Below are 15,853 nucleotides of genomic sequence, written 5' to 3'. Positions count from 1 at the left end.
CGGACCGTGGCAGACGACCTGTCCGCAGTAGCGCACTTCCTGTATGAAGCGGGCACGCTCAAGCATGCCCGCCGCACCGGCTGGTGGATGGCGGGAGTACGCGACCCGGAAAGCGTCGCCGAGCACTCCTGGCGCACTGCCCTCATGGCGACCGTCATCGCGAGACTTGAAGGCGCCGACCCCGCGCGCGCCGCACTCCTGGCCGTCTGGCACGACACCCAGGAGACCCGCACCGGCGATGTGAACCACCTCGGCAAGAAGTACTCCTCCGGCGCCTCCGATGCCCGCGCCGTAACCGCCGACCAGACAACAGGAATGCCCGATGTGCTGGCCTTGGCCGTGCGCGACCTCGTGGACGAGTACGAGGCCAAAGAATCGCCCGAAGCGCTCTGCGCCCGGGACGCCGACAAACTCGAGTGCCTGCTGCAAGGCATCGAGTACAAAGCACAGGGCTACGACAACGCGCAGCGCTGGATCGACAACAGCCGCGGACGCCTCGTCACCGAGACAGCCATGCGCCTCGCCGACGAACTTCTCGCCCAGGGCAGCCTGGACTGGCTGCACGCAGCCCTCGGCGAGAAGCAAGGCTGACAGTGCGCCTGCCGACGTCTCCGGAAGGGTGGCACCAATCCCCATCGTCCATGAGGTGAGCCTCGGCGGCCGTCGCGCCCCTGCCTATGCTGCTGCCATGGGAATGGACCTGACCCTGTGTATGGCCGATTGGGGGCGGTTGCGCGAGATTCCCGTCGAGGACCGCATCCGGGCACTGGATGAGGCGATCTGGCCGACGGGTCTCGACTACGACGACTGCAGCGCGCTCGGTTTGGCCGAGGGCTGGGTGTGGCCCCCGGACCGGGGTCCGGCGTGGTGCGCCGAGTACCGCTTCTTCTGCACCAGCGGCTCGTGCAAGCCGCATTTCCGCGCAGGCGACGGCTGGGGCGACATGCGGGTGCTTGTCGCCGCCCCCCTGCGCGAGGCGATGGACTGCTTCTTGAACGACCTGATCTGTGTGCGCGGATCCGGCCAAGGATCCCGCGCTGACCGGAGGCGGGGGCTTCTTCCCGCTCGCCACCGACCGCCGGTACCCTCGTCTGCTCCTCGTCTGCCCACCGCAGGCGGTACCCGGCAAGGCCCGTGCCTGGGAGCAGGCGGCCGGGCGCCTGGAGGAACTGCGCGGGCCCTTCGTCGCCGAGTGCGAGGGCTGGGCCGGACGCCCGGACAGCTTCGAAGAGTTCACCACGATCCTGCGTGAGTGGGGCGACGTGGTCACCGAAGCCGCCCGCCGCGGCTGGGGCCTGGTCGGCCTGCCGTAGGAGCCCCCTCAACGCGGCCACCGCAGACTCGGTCATGCGGTGACTCCCGCTCAAGCAGGGTGCCGCGCAAGGGTGTCCGAAGCGGGTGCGCGGGGCGCGGCCCCGGAAGGCCGCGCCCCGCTCAAACCGTTACGCCGCCGACGCCGCGTCCGCCGCCCGTGCTCGCAGCGCGCGGTCCACGCCCGCGCGGGACTCCGAGATCAGGCGGCGCAGGGCCGCGTTCGGCTCGGCCGTGGAGAGCCAGGTGTCCGTGGCGTCCAGGGTGTCCTGCGAGACCAGCAGCGCCGGGTACAGGCCCACCGCGATCTGCTGGGCGATCTCGTGCGAGCGGGACTCCCACACGCCCTTGACCGCCGCGAAGAACTTCGGGGAGTACGGGGCCAGCAGCTCGCGCTGATCCGACTGGACGAAGCCGGCGATCACCGCTTCCTGGACCGCGTTGGGGAGGCCCTCGTTCGCATCAGAGGCAGTGCCCTCCACCACGGACGCCCACGCCTCCGCCTTCGCCTCCGGCGTCGGACGCGCCGCCCGCGCGGTCGCCGCGTGGCGCTCGCCCGCCGCCGTCCGGTCCCGCTCCAGCTCCGCCGCGATCTCCGCCTCGTCGAGCACCCCGGTCGCCGCGAGGCGCTCCACGAACGTCCAGCGCAGCTCGGTGTCCACGGCGAGGCCCTCGATGACCTCCGCACCCGTCAACAGGCCCTGGAGCAGGTCGAGTTGCTGCGGGGTGCGGGCAGTCGCCGCGAAGGCGCGGGCCCAGGCCAGCTGGTGGTCGCTGCCCGGCGCGGCGGTGCGCAGGTGCGCCAGCGTCGCGTCCGTCCACTGGGTCAGGCCCGCGTCCCGCCACTCGGGCGCCGCGTACAGGTCGATCGCCAGCTTCACCTGGCGGTGCAGGGACTGGACGACGCCGATGTCCGACTCCTTGGCGATGCCGGACAGCACGAGCGCCAGGTAGTCGCGCGTGGCCAGTTCGCCGTCGCGGGTCATGTCCCAGGCCGAGGCCCAGCACAGGGCGCGCGGCAGGGACTCGGTGAAGTCGCCCAGGTGCTCGGTGACGACCCGCAGCGACTCCTCGTCCAGGCGGACCTTCGCGTAGGAGAGGTCGTCGTCGTTGAGCAGGACGACCGCCGGGCGCTTGGTGCCCTGCGGGAGCGGGACCTCGGTACGGGCGCCGTCCACGTCCAGCTCGATCCGGTTCGTGCGGACCAGCTTGCCCGTCTCGACCAGGTCGTAGAAGCCGATCGCGATGCGGTGCGGGCGCAGGGTGGGCTCGCCCTTGGCGCCGGCCGGCAGCGCCGGGGCCTCCTGGAGGACGGTGAAGGACGTGATGGTCCCGGCGTCGTCCACGGAGAGCTCGGGGCGCAGCACGTTGATGCCCGCCGTCTCCAGCCACGCCGTCGACCACGTCTTCAGGTCGCGGCCAGACGTCTTCTCCAGCGCGCCCAGCAGGTCGGACAGGCGCGTGTTGCCGTACGCGTGCGCCTTGAAGTAGGCCTGCACGCCCTGGAAGAACTCGTCCATGCCGACGTAGGCGACCAGCTGCTTCAGCACCGACGCGCCCTTGGCGTACGTGATGCCGTCGAAGTTGACGAGGACGTCGTCCAGGTCGCGGATGTCCGCCATGATCGGGTGCGTGGAGGGAAGCTGGTCCTGCCGGTAGGCCCACGTCTTCATCGAGTTGGCGAAGGTGGTCCACGAGTGCGGCCACTTCGAGCCGTCGGCGTACGCCTGGCAGGCGATCGAGGTGTACGTCGCGAACGACTCGTTCAGCCAGAGGTCGTTCCACCACTCCATCGTCACGAGGTCGCCGAACCACATGTGGGCGAGTTCGTGCAGGATGGTCTCGGCGCGCACCTCGTACGCCGCGTCCGTCACCTTGGAGCGGAAGACGTACTGGTCGCGGATGGTGACCGCGCCCGCGTTCTCCATCGCGCCCGCGTTGAACTCCGGCACGAAGAGCTGGTCGTACTTGGCGAACGGGTAGGCGTAGTCGAACTTCTCCTGGAACCAGTCGAAGCCCTGCCGGGTCACGTCGAAGATCGCGTCCGAGTCGAGGAACTCGGCGAGCGAGGGGCGGCAGTAGATGCCGAGCGGGACGCTCTGCCCGTCCTTCTCGTAGCTGCTGTGCACCGAGTGGTACGGGCCCACGATCAGCGCGGTGATGTACGAGGAGATGCGCGGCGTCGGCTCGAAGGCCCAGAGGTCGTCCTTGGGCTCCGGGGACGGCGAGTTGGAGATCACCGTCCAGCCGCTCGGCGCCTTCACGGTGAACCGGAAGGTCGCCTTCAGGTCCGGCTGCTCGAACGAGGCGAACACCCGGCGCGCGTCCGGCACCTCGAACTGCGTGTAGAGGTAGGCCTGTTGGTCCACCGGGTCCACGAAGCGGTGCAGGCCCTCACCGGTGTTGGTGTACGCGCAGTCCGCGACCACCTTGAGCTCGTTCGGGCCCGCTTCGAGCCCGGTCAGGGCGATCCGCGAGTCGGCGAACACGGCGGCCGCGTCCAGCGCGGTGCCGTTCAGGACGACCTCGTGCACGGTCGGTGCGACCAGGTCGATGAAGGTCTCCGCCCCGGCCTCGGCGGAATCGAAGCGCACGGTGGTGACGGACCTGAACGTGCCTCCCTCCTGCGCGCCGCTCAGGTCGAGCTCGATCGCGTACGAGTCGACAGTGAGCAGGGCGGCCCGCCGCTGCGCCTCTTCACGGGTCAGATTCGTGCCAGGCACCCGGTCATCTCCTTCAGATGCTTTCAGTTCCATCAGATCGTGACGTTCCGGCCATCCTTGCACGCAGGGTGCGCGCAGCGCGATGTCCGTTTTCCGCCGGTGAACAGGGCCGTCCACGCCCACGCTGGTGCCATGACGTACTACACCGCACGCCCCGTCGACCCCGCCGCCGTCCAGCAGCTCCGCGACACCGACGACGCCGGGCAGCCCTGCGTCCCGTACACCGCCACCGAGGCGGGCGACCTCCTGCGCTGCTGTCTGAAGCCCATGGCGGCGGGGGAGCGGGTCGCCCTCGTCTCGTACGCCCCGCTGCGCCGCTGGGCCGCCGAGACCTGGGCCAGGCCCGGTGCGTACGACGAGCAGGGTCCCGTCTTCATCCACGCCGAGGAGTGTGGCGCCCCGGCCGGCGCGGACCGCTATCCCGCCGCGCGGCCGGGCGCGCTGCGCGCCCTGCGCCGCTACGACGCCGACGGGCACATCGTCGGCGGGCGCCTCCTTACGATCCCCGATGCCGCGACTGCCGCCCTCGACGCCGCTCTCGACGAGGCCTTCGCCGACCCGGAAGTGGTGCTGGCGCACCTGCGGGCCGTCGAGTACGGCTGCTTCCTCTTCGAGGTGCGCAGGCCCTAGGGCCGACTCCGGCACCCCGGCGTCCGCCGGGACGAGGGCTTCGCCGTTGTTCCCCGGCCCGGCGCACCGAAGGGTGGGGGCATGGACGCCACCACCGAACAGCCCGCCCCCGCAGGGGCGTTGGGCCCCGCGCGCGGCCGGGCCGCCGTGCTCGTCGTCGCCGCGACCACCTTCAGCGTCGTGACCACCGAGATGCTGCCTGTCGGGCTGCTCAGCCCGGTCGCCGCCGCCCTCCACGTCTCAGAGGGGACCGCCGGGCTGACCGTCACCCTGCCGGGACTCGTCGCCGCCGTCACCGCGCCCCTGCTGCCCGCCCTGGCCGGCCGCACCGACCGGCGCTCCCTGCTCGTCGCCCTGGTGCTGCTGCTCGCCCTCGCCGATCTGGTGTCCGCGCTCGCCCCCGCCTTCGCCGTGCTGCTCGCGGCCCGCCTGGTCGTGGGGGTGTGCATCGGCGGGGTCTGGGCGATCGCGGTGGGCCTCGGACACCGGCTGGTGCCGGAGGCGGCCGTCGGACGGGCCACCGCGGTGATCTTCAGCGGGATCGCGGTGGCCTCCGTGATCGGCGTCCCGGCCGGTGCGCTCACCGGTGAACTCGCGGGCCGGCGCTGGGGGTTCGGCTTCGTCGGCCTGGTCGCCGTCGTGGTCGCGGGACTGCTGGCCGCGCTCCTGCCGCCGCTGCCCGCCGAGGCCGCGGTGCGCCCGGCCACTTCGCCGCGGCAAGCCGGGGAGGTGGTGACGGCCCTGTTCTCCGGGGTGTTCAACGCGGCGATCGCGCTGGGCGCGGCGGCCGGCGGCCTGGTCGTGGACCGGGCGGGCGAACCGGGCGTGCTCTGGCTCGGCGGAGCGCTCGCGACGCTGGCCCTCGCGGTGGCGGCGCACGCCGGTCTGCCGGAGAAGTGAAGGGGGCGGATGCCCTTGGCACCCGCCCCCTCAGCCGGGCAGGCCGAGCCCCAAAGGGGCGCGGGGAACCGCGCGACCAGCCACGCACGGCCCGCGGCCGAACGACGCGCAGACCCCAGCCGAACCAAACGCACGGCCCCCGGAGCGCTCAGCCCTTGAGCTCGGCCGCAACCAGCTCGGCAATCTGGACGGCGTTCAGCGCGGCGCCCTTGCGGAGGTTGTCGTTGGAGAGGAAGAGGGCCAGGCCGTTGTCGACCGTCTCGTCATTGCGGATGCGGCCCACGTACGAGGCGTCCTTGCCCGCCGCCTGGAGCGGGGTCGGGATCTCCGAGAGCTCGACGCCCGGGGCGTCCTTCAGGAGCTCGTACGCGCGCTGCACGCTGATCGGGCGCTCGAAGCGGGCGTTGACCTGGAGCGAGTGGCCGGAGAAGACCGGCACGCGCACACAGGTGCCGGAGACCTTCAGGTCCGGGATCTCCAGGATCTTGCGGGACTCGTTGCGGAGCTTCTGCTCCTCGTCGGTCTCGAAGGAGCCGTCGTCCACGATGCTGCCCGCGAGGGGGAGCACGTTGAAGGCGATGGGGCGCTTGTAGACGCCGGGCTCGGGGAACTCGACCGCGCCGCCGTCGAAGGTCAGCTGGTCGGCGGCCTCGGCGACCTTGCAGGCCTGGGTGTGCAGCTCGGCCACGCCCGCCAGGCCCGAGCCGGACACGGCCTGGTAGGTGGTGGCGACCATCGCGGTGAGCCCGGCCTCGTCGTGCAGGGGGCGAAGGACCGGCATCGCGGCCATCGTGGTGCAGTTCGGGTTGGCGATGATGCCCTTGGGGCGGTTCTTGATCGCGTGCGGGTTGACCTCGGAGACCACGAGCGGGACCTCGGGGTGGCCGCGCCAGGCGGAGGAGTTGTCGATCACTACGGCGCCCTGGGACGCGACCTTCTCCGCCAGCGCGCGCGAGGTGGCGCCGCCCGCCGAGAACAGCACGATGTCCAGGCCGGTGTAGTCGGCGGTGGAGGCGTCCTCGACCGTCACCCCGTCCAGGACGGTGCCCGCCGAGCGCGCGGAGGCGAACAGGCGCAGCTCGTCCACCGGGAAGGCCCGCTCGACGAGGATCTTGCGCATGACTCCGCCGACCTGTCCGGTGGCTCCGACGATTCCGACCCTCACGGTGACTCCTTAGTGCACATGTACTCCGGCGCACCCATGATGCGTCGGCTCCCGGCGGACTTGTCCAATCCATTGTCCGGGGTGTGGGACGGCTGCCCACGTATGACAAGTCCATGGCATCCGTGTGGCATCCGCCCCGAATTGCCCCAGGGAGCCGTTTTTGCTGGCTGCGGTCCTGGAATCCCGGTCGATCACCGGCCGCACCCCACCGCATTCCGGAGGATTTCCCGTGCCCGTATCCCGTCGCAGCCGGGCCATGGCGGCCCTCGCCGCCGCCCTCGGCCGCCTGTGCGTACGGGAAGCTCCAGCAGGCCGGGGTACGACGTCTCGTACCAGGACGTCACGTTCGCGGGGCGGGTGCTCGTGAAGAGCGCCCGCCCCGCCGTGTTCCTTCGCCGTGCTACTGCGTGACCTTCCCGATGATCACGTTGCCGGTGCCCGCGGCGGTGCCGCGCTCGTTCACCAGCTGCACGGTGCCGAAGAACTGGCGTCCCTCGGGAGCCGCGCCCGCCGCGACGACATCCGCCGTCACCTGCGCGGAAGCACCGCCCGCGAGCTTGACGGACTTGCTCTCGTCGACCTTGACGGTACCGAGCGAGGGCGCGAAGTACACGTCCTTGTAGTTGTACGTGGTCGACCCGGACGGGACCGCGTACCCGGCGACCTGGATCGTGTAGGTGCCCGCGGCCGGCTTGACCAGGCTGACCGACTCCTCGGAGCTGCTGGTCGTGGACTTGGCGACGACCACTCCGTCCTTGAGGACGTACAGGTCGAGGTCCGCCTTGACGTCGGAGGGTCCGCCGATGGCAACGTCGAGCCGCTCGGTGCCCGCCGGGACGGTGACCGTGCTCTCCTGCGTCTCACCGGCCTTGATGGTCGGCCTGGCGACCTTCGCGGAGCCCAGCGAGCCGCCCTTCAGCCTGCCCTGGAGCGCGGCGAAGCCGTTGGTGACGGTCCACTTGACGGGGGCCGGGGTGCCCACCTTGGCCTCGGGCACCGACTGGGTGGCCGGGTCGAAGGCGACGCCGAGCACCGACACGTCCAGCTTGAACGAGTTGTCCAGGTACGGCGAGGTACGCCGCGACTCGACCTCGATCTCCCAGACGCCGGGCTGCGGGTTCTCGTAGGAACGCAGGTCCGGGCGGCAGGTGTTGGCCGGGTTGTCGTAGTTCGGGTAGCAGTTCGGCGTCGACGTGGTGTCGAGCGCCATGCCGTACGGGTGCAGCGAGATGAACCGGGTCTGGCTGCCGGAGCGCAGCGCGCTCATGCGCACTTCCAGGTTCTTCGCGCCCGCCGGGACGGTCAGGAAGTACGACTTGGTGGAGTTGCGCTGCACCGTCGAGGAGGCCGTGAAGGTGTAGCCGGGGCCCGCGACCGGCGTCGAGACGATGACCGTGGCCATGATCTGCTGGTCGACGCCCACCGTCTTCGGGTCGTCCACCTGGAGGATCGCGCTGTGCACGCCGGCGGACTTCGGCTGTGCCTGCACCTTGATGGTGACGGGCTTGCCGAGCGGCAGGTCGACCTCGTCCTTGCCGAGCACCTTGAACGTGCCGTCGTCGTTCTTGAACGACAGCTTGTGCCTGACGTTCTTGTCCGGGCCCGTGGTGCGGGTGACCGTGACGTCGTACGTCTTCTTCTGGCCGGCCTTCAGGCCGCTCTCGCGGTCGTAGATGCCGGTGCCCACGTTCGGGGTCTTCAGGGCGTAGCTGAGCGCGCTGGAGACCGGGGCCGCCACGGTGTACTCGTGGGCCGGGGCCTGCTTCTTCGCGGTCTGCTTGATCGCGTCCCAGGCGCCCACGATGTTGATCAGGCCGGAGCCCTCCTGGTAGGCCTGAACGCCCTTGATGTGCTTGGCCGTTGACGTCAGCGCGGTGCGCAGGTCGGCCGGCGGCAGGTCGATGCCCTGCTGCTTGGCGGCGGACAGGAGCAGCGCCGCGGCGCCGGCGGCCTGCGGGGAGGCCATCGAGGTGCCCTGGAGCATCGAGTAGCCGGCCGGCAGGTTGTAGCCCGACTCCTTGACCGGGCTGCCGGGCAGCCAGGTCTGGGTGGAGTTGATGGCCGCGCCCGGGGCGGTGATGGTCGGCGTGAAGCCGCCGTCCTCACGCGGGCCGCGCGAGGAGAACGGCATCATCTGGTAGTCCGTGGACACCCCGGAGCCGTAGTTGGCGGCCCAGGTCTCCTTGGAGATGCTCGCGCCGACGGAGATGACGTGGTCGGCGAGGCCGGGGTCGCCGATGGTGTTGACGCCTGGACCGTCGTTGCCGGCCGAGATGACCATCTGGACGCCGTAGGTGTCGATGAGGCGCTTGTACAGCTCGGCGCGCGCGTTGTTGCCGTCGTTGAGCGCCGGCAGGCCGCCGATCGACATGTTGACGATGTCGACGTGGCGGTTGGTGACCAGGTCGATCATGCCCTCGGTCAGCGCGATGTTGGTGCAGCCGCCGTCCCAGTTGCAGGCGCGCGAGGAGACGATCTTCGCGCCGGGCGCGGCCCCGCTCATCTTGCCGCCGAACAGGCCGTTGGCGGAGGTGATGCCCGCGACGTGGGTGCCGTGCTCGGATTCGATCACGCCGATGTTGACGTAGTCGGAGGTGTGCCCGGCCGCGTCGTACGGGACGTTCTTGCGGATCTCGACGGTGAACGGGATGCGCTTGCTGGCCCCCGTGATCGGGTCCGTCTTGTCCTCGCCGAAGTAGCCGACCTGGAAGCCGTCCTTGTACGGCTTCATCGGCACGTCGTCGGAGAAGTCGCCGTTGCCGTTGAGGTCGACCCGGACGGTGTTGTCCGCCGGGTTGTACAGCACGCCCCAGACGTGGTCGGTCCGGCCGTCCCGGTCCAGGTCACCGGCCTCGTCGCCGCCCAGGGTGGCCTTCTCGGCGAACGAGCTGAAGTCGTACGAGCCCGCCGGCGCCTTCCACGTCTTGCCGCCCGCGGTGAACACCGGACCGGATACGGCGGTGTTCATCTTCAGCCAGGTGCCGTCGTTGTCCTGCACCGGGTCGGTCGAGGTGACCCAGTCGACGATCTTGCGCTCGCCGGTGGTGGTCTTCTGGAGCGCCGGGTGACCGAGGTCCACGCCCGAGTCCAGGATGCCGATGGTGACCCCGCGGCCGTCCGCCTCGGGGTGCTGCTTGACGAAGTCGACCGCACCCGTCTCGAAGTTCGGGTTGTACGGGTTCTTCGCGGGCGTGTCCTTGCCCGGCGCCGGGTAGCTGCCCGAAGTGCGCAGCTGCTTCGCGGACTTCGAGGTGTCGCCCGAGGGCGTCGGGTCGTCCAGCTGGATGTCCTGCTTGAGGTCGATGCCGTGCACCGAGGGCAGCTTCGCGGCCGCCTTCAGCGCGGCCTCGGCCCGTGCCATGGGCAGGGTGGCGCGGACGTAGCCGAGCTTGTCGTCCTGCTTGCCGACGGTCGCCCCCGCGACCGAGCCGAACTGCTTGCTGACGGCGGCGGTGGCGCCGGGCTGGGTGGCCACCATCACGGTGACGCTCTTCTCGCCCTTGGCCTGAGCCTCGGCGAGCCGCTGCTCGTCGGCCCTGCCGAGCTTGTTCTCGGCGGTCTTGGCCGGAGCGGTCTTCACCGGAGGCGCGGTCTGCGTTCCTCCTGGGGTGTCCCCCGTGGCGGCGGCGAAGGCGGGCGCGGCGCCCGCCGTGACGAGTGCGGCCACCAGGCCGGTCGCGGCCGCTATTCGGGCCGTGCGTCTCGCCCCGGGTATGGAGCGCTGGGATTCAGTGGTCATTCAGCATCCCTGTTATGTGGGTAAGGGTCCGGCGGTGCGAAGTCGGTTCGTATTTCGGTGCCGGATGACCGCTGAGCATGGCGTATGTGACTGTTGTTTGTGGAGAGTTGACCGTTGCATGATGTGAACATGGCGCATTTCCGCCATCGCGCGGAGCCCGCCAGTCCGGCTCGTGGTGCTGGGCGGAGGCGGGACTTCGGGGCTGTCAACCACTGCGGGGATCGTCACCGGTTAGGCTTGAGGTTGTGCACGAGAGCCACGCCTGAGGAAGGACCGGTGCCGTGACCGACCAGGACCCCCGGCCGCTGGCCGGCGAACCCCTCGCCATCGACCTGCTGAACACCCGCTGGACACACGGCGCCGACCTGCGGGACCTCCTTTCGAGCACCGAAGGACTCGCCGGATGGCTGGCCTCGGACACCGTCGTCCGCGAGCTGCGCGGGCACGAGGTGCGGGCCGACCGCGGCACGCTCGACGCCCTGCTCCAGGTCCGCGACGCGCTGGCCGCCGTCATCGACGACCCGGCCGGTCCGGCCGCGCGGCACGCCCTCAACGCCGTCCTCGCCCACGGCCGGGTGCGGTTCGCGCTGGCGGCGGACGGGCCCGTGCACGAGGTCGAGACCGACAGCCCGCGGTGGCTGCCCGCCTGGGCCGCCGCCGACAACTACCTGCGGCTGCTGGGCGAGCGCCCCGACCGCATCCGCCGCTGCGCCGGCCCGGACTGCGTGCTGCACTTCTACGACACGTCCAAGAACGGCACCCGCCGCTGGTGCTCGATGGCCGGCTGCGGCAACCGAGCCAAGGCGTCGCGGCACTACGCCCGCCACAAGCGGGACTGACGCATTTCGGGTGTCCGATTGCCGCGTCGGGTCTCAACGCCCGCGCACCCGGCCCCGTAACCTCACCAAATGAACACGGAGTTGAGGGTGGCGGCCTACGCCGTATGCGTACGGGGAACAGCGGGGGTCCAGGAGATCCTGCTGGCCCGCTGGGTGGCCAGGGACGGCACCAAGCGGTGGACGCTGCCGGGTGGCGGCATGGATCACGGCGAGGATCCCGTCGACACGGTGGTGCGCGAGGCCGACGAGGAGACCGGGTACGCCGTCGAGCCGGTCCGGCTGCTCGGCATCGACTCGATCAGCCGCCGATACCCGCGCAGACTGGGCATGTTCGCCGACTTCCAGGGGCTGCGCATCGTGTACGAGGGCCGGGTCACCGGCGGTGAACTGCGCCACGAGACCAACGGCTCCACCGACCTGGCCGCCTGGCATCCGCTCGACGCGGTGAGCAATCTGGACCGGGTCGAACTCGTCGACACCGGCGTGGAGTTGTGGCGCACCCGGCCGCCGCTCGGGAAAGTCGCAGGCTGAGAGCCGGTGTCCGAAGCCCGTCCGGATCGGGTCGCGGGCGGCGGGCCGTTCCCCTCCTGAAGGCCCGCCGCTCGCGACCCGGCTCAGCGGGGCAGCACCACCACATAGGCGGCGGGCTCCCGTTCGGTGGACGCCATCAGCGCGGTCCGCACCACGGCCGCCTGCTGCTCCAGGGACTCGCGCAGCTTCCGCGGCGTGAGGTGGACGACGGTGATCCCGATCCGCTCCAGCGTCTCGCGCTTGCGGGTGTACTCCGACCATTCCCCTAGTTCTCGGCTCCGCTCGAACCGGGGAGACCCCACGCCGTCGTCCTCCTGGCGCGGGGCCCGGGTGTCCAGCTCCAGCGCCACCGCCTGGTCGGGCCAGTACGCGTCGAGCCCGCCCAGGTGCGGGCCGCCCGGAAGCCGCAGGTCCACATTCCACAGCGGGTCCGGAAGACCGTGCTCGCGCACCATCGTGTAGAGCCGCTCCTCGGCGATCGAGCGCCCCTCGGCGAGCAGCGCGTCCACCGCGTCCACCACATGGGCCCGGCTCAGCAGTCTGGCCTGCGTCAACTCCCGTACGATCGCGGCCGGTTCGGTGTGTCCGCAGCGCACCGCCTCGGTGAGCAGACGGCGCACCGCCTGGGCGTCCGAGAGGCCGGCGACCGCGTCGGCGAGCGCCCGCGGCACCGGCGCCACCGGCACCCCGGTGATCATCTCCGCGCCGGGCATCACATGGGCCCGCACCAGCTGGACGCAGCCCGTGGAGCGCAGCCGCCGGGTGCGCGGGATCAGGACCTCGATCCGGTCGAGCGAGAGCAGCGGGGGAGCGGAGGCGAACCGGTGCAGCGCGAGCGCCGCGAGCCCGGTGACGATCGCCTGCGGCGCGGCGGTGTCGGCCTGGCCCTGCGCCGGGACGACCTTGGCGCGCCCGGCCGCCGGCCACCCCGCGTACATCAGCGCGGCATGCAGCCGCTCCTCGCTGGTGGCCGGGCCCGGGTGCAGCACGTACACCCCCGGAAGCAGCTGCTGCCACGGGCCGCCGGGCCGGCACTGGGCGGCGGTCCGCGCGGCCGAAACCCCGTGCGCGCGCAGCTGGTTGGCGGAGAGCACGCGCCGCTGGACATCGGTGAGGTGGCTCAGGGGGCGGGGGGAGAGCGGGGTGTTGTGGTTCATGCTCCGGGGTTTCCCGCAGCCGGACCGCCCGCTAACCGCTGTTACACGGCCGTCGACAAATCCGGACAACACCGTCCTAAAGTACGGGCGTTCGACTGCCGATCGGGGGGCCCGGTGCGGGCCCCCCGAACGGGCGTCAGCGCGCGGCGGCCGCCGCCGCGTCGCAGGCCTGGCCGCGCAGCGAGCGCGCCAGGTCGTCGCGGGCCTCCAGGACCAGGCGGCGCAGCGCCGGAGCCGCGTCCCGGTGCGCGGTCAGCCACGCGTCGGTCGCGTCTAGCGTCCGCTCGTCGTCCTGCAGCCCGGGGAAGAGGCCCCTGACGATGTCCATGGCGATCTGGATCGAACGCTGAGCCCACACCCGCTCGATCACCTCGAAGTACTTCGGGGCGTACGGAGCGGTCAACTCCCGCTGCGAGGGCGGGCCGAAGCCCGCGATGGTCGCTTCGACGAGCGCGTTCGAGAGCGCGTCCGACTCCACGACCTGCGCCCAGGCCTGCGCCTTGACCGCCTCCGACGGGCGGGCGGCCAGGCAGCGCACATGGTGGCGCTTGCCGGACGCCGTGTCGTCGCGGGCCAGTTCGGCGTCGATTGCCGACTCGTCCGCGACGCCGTGCGAGGCCAGCGGTTCCAGCAGCGACCAGCGCAGCTCCTGGTCGACGTCGAGACCGTCGATCTTCGCCGAGCCCGCGAGCAGCCCCTTCAGGAGCTGGAAGTCGGAGTCGGTGGTGGCCGTCGCCGCGAAGAAGCGGGCCCAGGTGAGCTGGTGCTCGCTGCCCGGTTCGGCGAGCCGCAGCTCGTGCAGGGCGCCCTCGGCGAGCAGCCGGTCGCCCTCCTCGCGCCATGCGGGCGCCGCGTAGTGCACGACCGCCGACTGGGCCCAGGCGTGCAGCATCTGGAGCACGCCGATGTCCGACTCGCGGCCCGCGTGCGCGAGGACGAGGGCGATGAAGTCGCGGGCGGGCATCAGCGCGTCCCGCGTCAGGCTCCACAGCGCGGACCAGCACAGGGCGCGCGCGAGGGGGTCGGTGATGTCGCCGAGGTGGGCGCGCAGGGTGGCGAGCGAGCCCTCGTCGAAGCGGATCTTGCAGTAGGTCAGGTCGTCGTCGTTGACCAGGATCAGATCCGGCCGCTCGGACCCGGCGAGCCCGTCCACGACGGTGCGCTGCCCTTCGACGTCGACCTCGGCGCGGGCGTAGCGCACCAGGTCGCCCGCCTCGCTGCGGTAGAGGCCCACCGCGACGCGGTGCGGGCGGAGTTCATCGCCCTCCTGGAGCACGGCGAGCTCGGTGACGCGGCCGGCCGCGTCGTAAGTGGCCACCGGAGTAAGGGAGTTGAGCCCGGCCGTCTGGAGCCAGGAACGCGACCAGGTCGCCATGTCGCGCCCCGAGACCTCTTCGAGGACCGACAGCAGGTCGCCCAGGCGGGTGTTGCCGTAGGCGTGCCGCTTGAAGTAGCGCCGCGCCCCTTCGAGGAAGGCGTCCCGCCCGACGTAGGCGACGAGCTGCTTGAGGACGGAGGCGCCCTTGGCGTACGTGATCCCGTCGAAGTTGAGCTTGGCGTCCTCCAGGTCGCGGATGTCGGCCGTGACCGGATGCGTGGACGGCAGCTGGTCGGCCCGGTAGGCCCACGCCTTGCGGTTGTTGGCGAAGGTCACCCAGCTGTTGGTGAAGCGGGTGGCCTCGGCCAGCGAGAACGAGCCCATGAAGTCGGCGAAGGACTCCTTCAGCCACAGGTCGTCCCACCACACCATGGTGACCAGGTCGCCGAACCACATGTGCGCCATCTCGTGCAGGATGACGTTGGCCCGGCGCTCGTACGCGGCCTGCGTCACCTTGCCGCGGTAGATGTACTCCTCGCGGAAGGTCACCAGGCCCGGGTTCTCCATCGCGCCCAGGTTGTACTCGGGCACGAACGCCTGGTCGTACTTCCCGAACGGGTACGGGAAGTCGAAGTGGTCGTGGAAGAAGTCCAGGCCCTGCTTGGTGACGAGGAAGACGTCGTCGGAGTCGAAGTGCTTGGCGAGCCCCTTGCGGCACATCGCGCCGAGCGGGATCTCCAGCTTGCTGCCGTCGTCGAAGGTGCGGGTGTAGGAGTCCGTGACGTAGTGGTACGGGCCCGCGACCACGCAGGTGATGTACGTCGAGATCGGCTCGGTCGCGGCGAAGCGCCACGTCCCGCCCTCCCGTCGCCCGCCACCACCCTTATTCGGAAGCGCTTCGCGCGCCCCTTCTCTTACCTGGCCGCCCGCGCCGTTGGACCACACCGTCCAGCCCTCGGGGGCCAGCGCCTCGAAGACGAAGCGGGCCTTGAGGTCGGGCTGCTCGAAGGTGGCGAACACCCGGCGCGAGTCGGCGGGTTCGTACTGGGTGTAGAGGTAGACCTCGCCGTCCTCCGGGTCCACGAAGCGGTGCATGCCCTCGCCGGTCCGGCTGTACGCGCACTGGGCGTCGACCACCAGCACGTTCTCCTCGGCCAGGTCGTCCAGCGCGATGCGGCTGCCGTCGAACACGGCTGCCACGTCGAGCGCGCGGCCGTTCAGCGTGACCGCGGTCACCGACGGGGCGATCAGATCGGCGAACGTGGCGGCGCCGGGCCGCGCCGCGCGGAACCGGATCGTCGTCAGCGAGCGGAACGTGCGGGGCCCGTCCGGGGCGTCCCCGACCGCGGACCGCAGGTCCAGGGCCACTTCGTAGCCCTCGACGGACAGCAGCTCGGCCCGCTCGCGGGCCTCGTCGCGGGACAGATTCTCACCGGGCACGGGCACTCCTTCGTGTCTCGTTCGAATGGCTTCGATCCTCCCATGCCGCCGGGGCGGTGTGCGGTGGGGGAACGCGATCGGGAACGGCGGAATGCTTTCG

11 protein-coding genes are annotated in these 15,853 nt (G+C 71.1%); 6 read left to right on the top strand and 5 right to left on the bottom strand.

All coding sequences use genetic code 11. The features are described 5' to 3' along the window. Positions 1-6 precede the first annotated feature (6 nt). Both ACIQ8J_RS04375 and ACIQ8J_RS04370 read left to right on the top strand, forming a co-directional pair. Positions 7-591 (top strand): HD family hydrolase, encoded by a 585-nt coding sequence (locus ACIQ8J_RS04375; RefSeq protein ID WP_403264636.1) that lies wholly within the window; start codon positions 7-9, stop codon positions 589-591. 416 nt (positions 592-1,007) lie between these two features. Further along, a complete protein-coding gene (locus ACIQ8J_RS04370) occupies positions 1,008-1,313 on the top strand; it encodes a hypothetical protein (protein ID WP_403264634.1) in 306 nt (101 codons plus the stop codon). Between the two features lie 129 nt (positions 1,314-1,442). On the opposite strand, the gene pepN (ACIQ8J_RS04365) is transcribed toward ACIQ8J_RS04370, so the two are convergent. Beyond that, complete coding sequence (gene pepN / locus ACIQ8J_RS04365; protein WP_403264631.1) at positions 1,443-4,034, bottom strand: aminopeptidase N; 2,592 nt, start codon at positions 4,032-4,034, stop codon at positions 1,443-1,445. Positions 4,035-4,166: 132 nt separating this feature from the next. On the opposite strand from pepN (ACIQ8J_RS04365), the gene ACIQ8J_RS04360 reads away from it, so the two are divergent. Together ACIQ8J_RS04360 and ACIQ8J_RS04355 are read left to right on the top strand one after the other, a co-directional pair. Beyond that, positions 4,167-4,664, top strand: coding sequence for a DUF1203 domain-containing protein (locus ACIQ8J_RS04360; protein ID WP_403264628.1), 498 nt, complete (start codon positions 4,167-4,169; stop codon positions 4,662-4,664). 81 nt (positions 4,665-4,745) lie between these two features. Then, positions 4,746-5,564, top strand: a complete 819-nt coding sequence (locus ACIQ8J_RS04355) for an MFS transporter (protein ID WP_403264625.1) — start codon at positions 4,746-4,748, stop codon at positions 5,562-5,564. A gap of 148 nt (positions 5,565-5,712) precedes the next feature. Here the strand turns inward: ACIQ8J_RS04355 and ACIQ8J_RS04350 are convergent, their stop codons facing one another. Beyond that, a complete protein-coding gene (locus ACIQ8J_RS04350) occupies positions 5,713-6,729 on the bottom strand; it encodes an aspartate-semialdehyde dehydrogenase (protein ID WP_403264622.1) in 1,017 nt (338 codons plus the stop codon). A gap of 400 nt (positions 6,730-7,129) precedes the next feature. Further along, the gene (locus ACIQ8J_RS04345; RefSeq protein ID WP_403264619.1) at positions 7,130-10,468 is read right to left on the bottom strand and encodes a S8 family serine peptidase; all 3,339 of its coding nucleotides are present in this window, start codon (positions 10,466-10,468) and stop codon (positions 7,130-7,132) included. A gap of 281 nt (positions 10,469-10,749) precedes the next feature. On the opposite strand from ACIQ8J_RS04345, the gene ACIQ8J_RS04340 reads away from it, so the two are divergent. Together ACIQ8J_RS04340 and ACIQ8J_RS04335 are read left to right on the top strand one after the other, a co-directional pair. Beyond that, positions 10,750-11,307, top strand: coding sequence for a CGNR zinc finger domain-containing protein (locus ACIQ8J_RS04340; protein WP_403264617.1), 558 nt, complete (start codon positions 10,750-10,752; stop codon positions 11,305-11,307). A gap of 69 nt (positions 11,308-11,376) precedes the next feature. Then, entirely contained in the window at positions 11,377-11,838 is a 462-nt protein-coding gene (locus ACIQ8J_RS04335) for an NUDIX hydrolase (RefSeq protein ID WP_403264614.1), read from the top strand. A gap of 83 nt (positions 11,839-11,921) precedes the next feature. Here ACIQ8J_RS04335 and ACIQ8J_RS04330 read toward each other — a convergent pair whose 3' ends face one another. Then, complete coding sequence (locus ACIQ8J_RS04330) at positions 11,922-12,995, bottom strand: hypothetical protein (RefSeq protein ID WP_403607740.1); 1,074 nt, start codon at positions 12,993-12,995, stop codon at positions 11,922-11,924. Positions 12,996-13,131: 136 nt separating this feature from the next. Then, on the bottom strand, positions 13,132-15,753 hold the full coding sequence (gene pepN, locus ACIQ8J_RS04325; RefSeq protein WP_403264608.1) for an aminopeptidase N: 2,622 nt from the start codon (positions 15,751-15,753) through the stop codon (positions 13,132-13,134). Between the last annotated feature and the right edge of the window lie 100 nt (positions 15,754-15,853).

The organism is Streptomyces sp. NPDC094147 (assembly GCF_044764265.1).
Classification (GTDB): Bacteria; Actinomycetota; Actinomycetes; order Streptomycetales; family Streptomycetaceae; genus Streptomyces.
Note: the sequence above shows the minus strand (reverse complement) of the source record. Positions and strands in the feature narration are given on the sequence as shown.